The 4,083-nt window shown below is 37.3% G+C and carries 4 protein-coding genes and 1 pseudogene; 3 read left to right on the top strand and 2 right to left on the bottom strand.

Annotated features, from left to right (window positions below; translation table 11 throughout):
* On the top strand, window positions 1-844 hold an 844-nt coding region (locus HMPREF9171_RS01000000112910), incomplete at its 5' end, for a UPF0236 family transposase-like protein (RefSeq protein ID WP_029776315.1).
* A 388-nt stretch (window positions 845-1,232) separates the two neighbouring features.
* The gene (gene galE, locus HMPREF9171_RS111555; protein WP_000279626.1) at window positions 1,233-2,228 is read left to right on the top strand and encodes a UDP-glucose 4-epimerase GalE; all 996 of its coding nucleotides are present in this window, start codon (window positions 1,233-1,235) and stop codon (window positions 2,226-2,228) included.
* 20 nt (window positions 2,229-2,248) lie between these two features.
* Here the strand turns inward: galE and HMPREF9171_RS111550 are convergent, their stop codons facing one another.
* Window positions 2,249-2,929 (bottom strand): response regulator, encoded by a 681-nt coding sequence (locus HMPREF9171_RS111550; RefSeq protein ID WP_000382770.1) that lies wholly within the window; start codon window positions 2,927-2,929, stop codon window positions 2,249-2,251.
* A 1-nt stretch (window position 2,930) separates the two neighbouring features.
* Window positions 2,931-3,524 (bottom strand): annotated as a pseudogene (locus tag HMPREF9171_RS08930) (Spo0B domain-containing protein); the annotation flags it as partial.
* 50 nt (window positions 3,525-3,574) lie between these two features.
* On the opposite strand from HMPREF9171_RS08930, the gene HMPREF9171_RS111545 reads away from it, so the two are divergent.
* Window positions 3,575-4,083, top strand: a 509-nt coding sequence (locus tag HMPREF9171_RS111545; protein WP_000072397.1) for a recombinase family protein, incomplete at its 3' end; no start/stop codon positions are given.

Genomic DNA, 4,083 nt, shown 5'->3' on the forward strand with positions numbered 1-4,083 from the left:
AGGTGTTTGGGTCAAACAGTCAAGCCCCAACAAGAAAGGCAAGTCAATAGAACTCAGCCATTTTGTCGTCCATACAGGAAGTGAGAAAGGCAGCCGAAATGTACTGAAGGGTAAATTTGAAGTGATTTCAACCTACTGTCAGGAAGCAAGGAGAAAGCTCCTTGATGTAGTGATGAATCATTTTGAGATAACTCCTGAGACGGTCATTGTGACGAACTCGGACGGTGGGAAAGGCTATTCTCCTGCCATCTTTTCAGAAATAGCCAAAGCCTTCCATCCCAAAGCCCACCTGCATTTTTGGGATACTTTTCATGTGCATCAAGGTATCAAGAAACACTTGAGACCTTTTCCTTCAGAGCTTACTGAGCTAGCATTTGAAGCGCTGAAAAATCAGGATAGACAGAAATTGAAGACCGTATTTGATACGGGGGAAGCCTTGGTAAGCGATGAGAAGCTGGAGGAGTTTCAGCGCTTCAGAAGGCAACTAATGAAAAACTTCAGATACACGGAAAAACCTGAAGCCTTCGGGCTGCCCTCAAGTGGAATTGGTATCATGGAATCGCAGCACCGCAAAATTACCTACCGCATGAAAAACAGGGGGATGTATTGGAGCAAAAGAGGGGCGGACACCATGAGCCAAACTATTCTTCTTAGCTATGCTGGAAAATTGAGAGAGCTCTTTTTTGGAGACTGGCGAAAATCCTATAGAAAAATGAAAGACCAAGAAGTCAAATTCCTTGGTCAATTTTGGCAACCTCAAGATAAAATCTATACAATCCCACGGCTGAAACGTCAGAACGTTAAGCCAAAGTATGGAATGGATTGGCTAGAGGAGAGGGACTGAAAACAAAGAAGAACCTTGATACATCAAGGTTCTTTGAGGATATTTTTGTAGAAAATGCTTGCATTAAAATCCATTTATGATATAATAGAGTTATAGAAAAACACGAAGAAAAGACGAAAGGTGCGCGAACACCTTCCGTCTACCGATTAAACAAGATGGGCTTGTTCAATCAGTTTAGAAATATTGTATCATCAAAAGGTCAATAAATCAAGGCTGAAACGAAGAAAAGTCCAAGCGTTTCGGTCTTTATTGTCGTCCTCTTGATGATTTTTACTTTCTCCCAAAAACAGACACATTCTAATTTCGGTAGATATTTGCAAAAAAAGGTTATTCTCAGTATAATGAGGTAACAAATGATGTTAAAAGAGTATTGAAATAGGAGAAAAATATGGCAGTTCTGATTTTAGGTGGCGCCGGCTACATTGGCTCGCATATGGTTGATCAGTTAATCACACAAGGAAAAGAGAAAGTTATTGTTGTTGATAACTTGGTAACAGGTCATCGTCAAGCGGTGCATTCAGATGCGATTTTTTATGAAGGAGATTTATCCGATAAAACGTTTATGCGTCAAGTTTTTAGGGAAAATCCTGATGTAGATGCTGTTATCCATTTTGCGGCATTTTCACTAGTTGCTGAGTCAATGGAAAATCCTTTAAAATATTTTGATAATAACACTGCTGGAATGATAAAGCTTTTAGAAGTAATGAATGAATGTGATATCAAAAATATTGTCTTTTCATCAACAGCTGCAACATATGGTATTCCAGAACAAGTTCCTATTTTAGAAACAGCTCCTCAAAATCCTATTAATCCTTATGGCGAAAGTAAGCTTATGATGGAAACAATTATGAAATGGGCTGATCAAGCCTACGGTATTAAGTTTGTCGCTCTACGTTACTTCAACGTTGCTGGAGATAAACCGGATGGCTCAATTGGGGAAGATCATAAACCAGAAACACATTTGTTACCAATCATTCTTCAAGTTGCTCAAGGAGTACGTGACAAAATAATGATTTTTGGAGATGATTACAATACTCCAGATGGAACTAATGTTCGAGATTATGTGCATCCATTTGATTTGGCAGATGCTCATATATTAGCAGTTGATTACCTTCGCCAAGGGAATGAATCAAACGTGTTTAATCTCGGATCTTCGACAGGTTTTTCTAACCTTCAGATGTTAGAGGCAGCTCGTCGTATTACTGGGAAAGAAATTCCTGCTCAAAAGGCAGCTCGTCGTCCAGGAGATCCAGATACGCTTATTGCTTCCTCAGAGAAAGCTCGTCAAATCCTTGGGTGGGAGCCTAAATTTGATAATATTGATAAAATTATTTCATCGGCATGGGCATGGCATTCTAGTCATCCAAATGGCTACGAAGATTAAAAAAACTTAGGTCTACAGGCCTAAGTTTTTTTTATAAGCTTATAAACTTTGTAAGGACGACCGACCTTAGTATAAATTTGCTGACTTGTCAGAAGGCCTTTTTCTTCCATATAGGCAATATATTTCCTAACAGAGACATGAGAAAATTGACTGCATTTTGCTAACTCTTGGATAGTGAAAGGCTGCTCTAACTCTTGAATGGCATCAAGAATATGCTGATAGGTAATTTCAGAGAGCCCTTTCTCATCAAGTTTAACCTCTCCCTCTAGCCATCCAGAATCTATTTTTTGAAAGTGATCGATGTTGTCTTGGTAGATTTTATCAGCTTCAAATGTATGATAATGATTTAGGAATTTTTCAATACTAGACTCAAAGCGTTCAAATGTAAATGGTTTTATCAGGTAATCTACAATACCTAAATGAAATGCTTCTTTGACAGTGTGCGCCTCGTTGGCTGCTGAAATAACAATGACTTCGGTATTTTGGTGTTGATTGCGTAATAACTTTAATATTTCTAGACCATTGCCTTCTTTAATATGAATATCTAAAAGAACAAGTTGGATTTTAATGTCATTAAGATAAGCAATAGCTTGTGTTTGACTAGCAGTTGAATAGATGTTTTGAAAATAATTGAGTTTTTCAAGGTAATTGCGGTGGATAAATTCCACCATAGGATCATCTTCGATAATTAATACGTCCATACTAAGGCCCTTCTGAGTAGATAATATTTGTTCTTATAATAACCTTATTTTGTTTTAAAGAGATCTTATAAGTAGCTCTTGAATCTACAAGTAACTGTTGAAAATAAGCGTCGTTGAAATACTGATGGTAGTCATTGAGTAACCACTTCTCATTCTCCCATTGATAATCTGTTTCAATGAGGTTATTTTGATAATTTAAACGTAAAGAAACTAAAGTCGTTGAATTTAATAGCGTGAGTATCTTCGTATTAATATATCTGTGGAGCAAGAGATAGTTATTAACATCCTCAACAGTTGACTTGGTAGGGATTTCTACTAAAATTTCTGTGGATAGATTGATGTGTTTTTCTGCGAATTTTTCTCTTTCGCCAATAATGAAACTAGCCAGTCGAGGCTCTCTAACTAACATTGATAAGCGTGCTAAAAATTCATTTTGTGGCTCCAATAATTCTTTTAAATAAATTTTCAACTCGTCGTAGTATTCAATGTCTGCAAGTCCATAAATAACATGAAGTTGATTCATAAATTGATGTGTTTGGGCCTGTAAAGCAGAAGCATAGGCTGTAGTGTGTGCTAATTGATCCAAAAGGATTAACCTTTTAGGGACAGAGAAAATAATAAGAACTTGGAAAGGAGGTAATTCTCATGTCAAATACGAAAAGAATAGGACAAACAGCCCTTTATGAGCGTTTAAGTCGTGATGACGAAATGCAAGGAGAAAGCAATTCCATCACCAATCAAAAACAGCTACTTGAAAGCTATGCGAAAAGAAACGGCTTTGTAAATATCTATCACTATAGCGATGACGGAGTAAGCGGAACAACCTTTGATAGAGAGGGATTTCAAAAGATGATAAAAGCAGTAGAAGAAAACAAAGTATCTACTGTGATAGTAAAAGATATGAGCAGGTTTGGCAGAGATTACCTCAAAGTAGGCTTTTACACCGAAATACTTTTCAAAGAAAAGGGAGTAAGATTTATAGCCATCAATAACGGAATAGACAGTGAGAAACAAGCAGAAAGCGACTTTACCCCATTTCTAAACATTATGAACGAATGGTACGCAAGAGATACCTCAAGGAAAATACAATCCATCTTCAGAGCAAGAATGGAAGAGGGTAAAAGAGTATCACCAAGCGTTCCATACGGCTATTT

Origin of the sequence: Streptococcus agalactiae ATCC 13813 (assembly GCF_000186445.1) — a bacterium.
Taxonomy (GTDB): domain Bacteria; phylum Bacillota; class Bacilli; order Lactobacillales; family Streptococcaceae; genus Streptococcus; species Streptococcus agalactiae.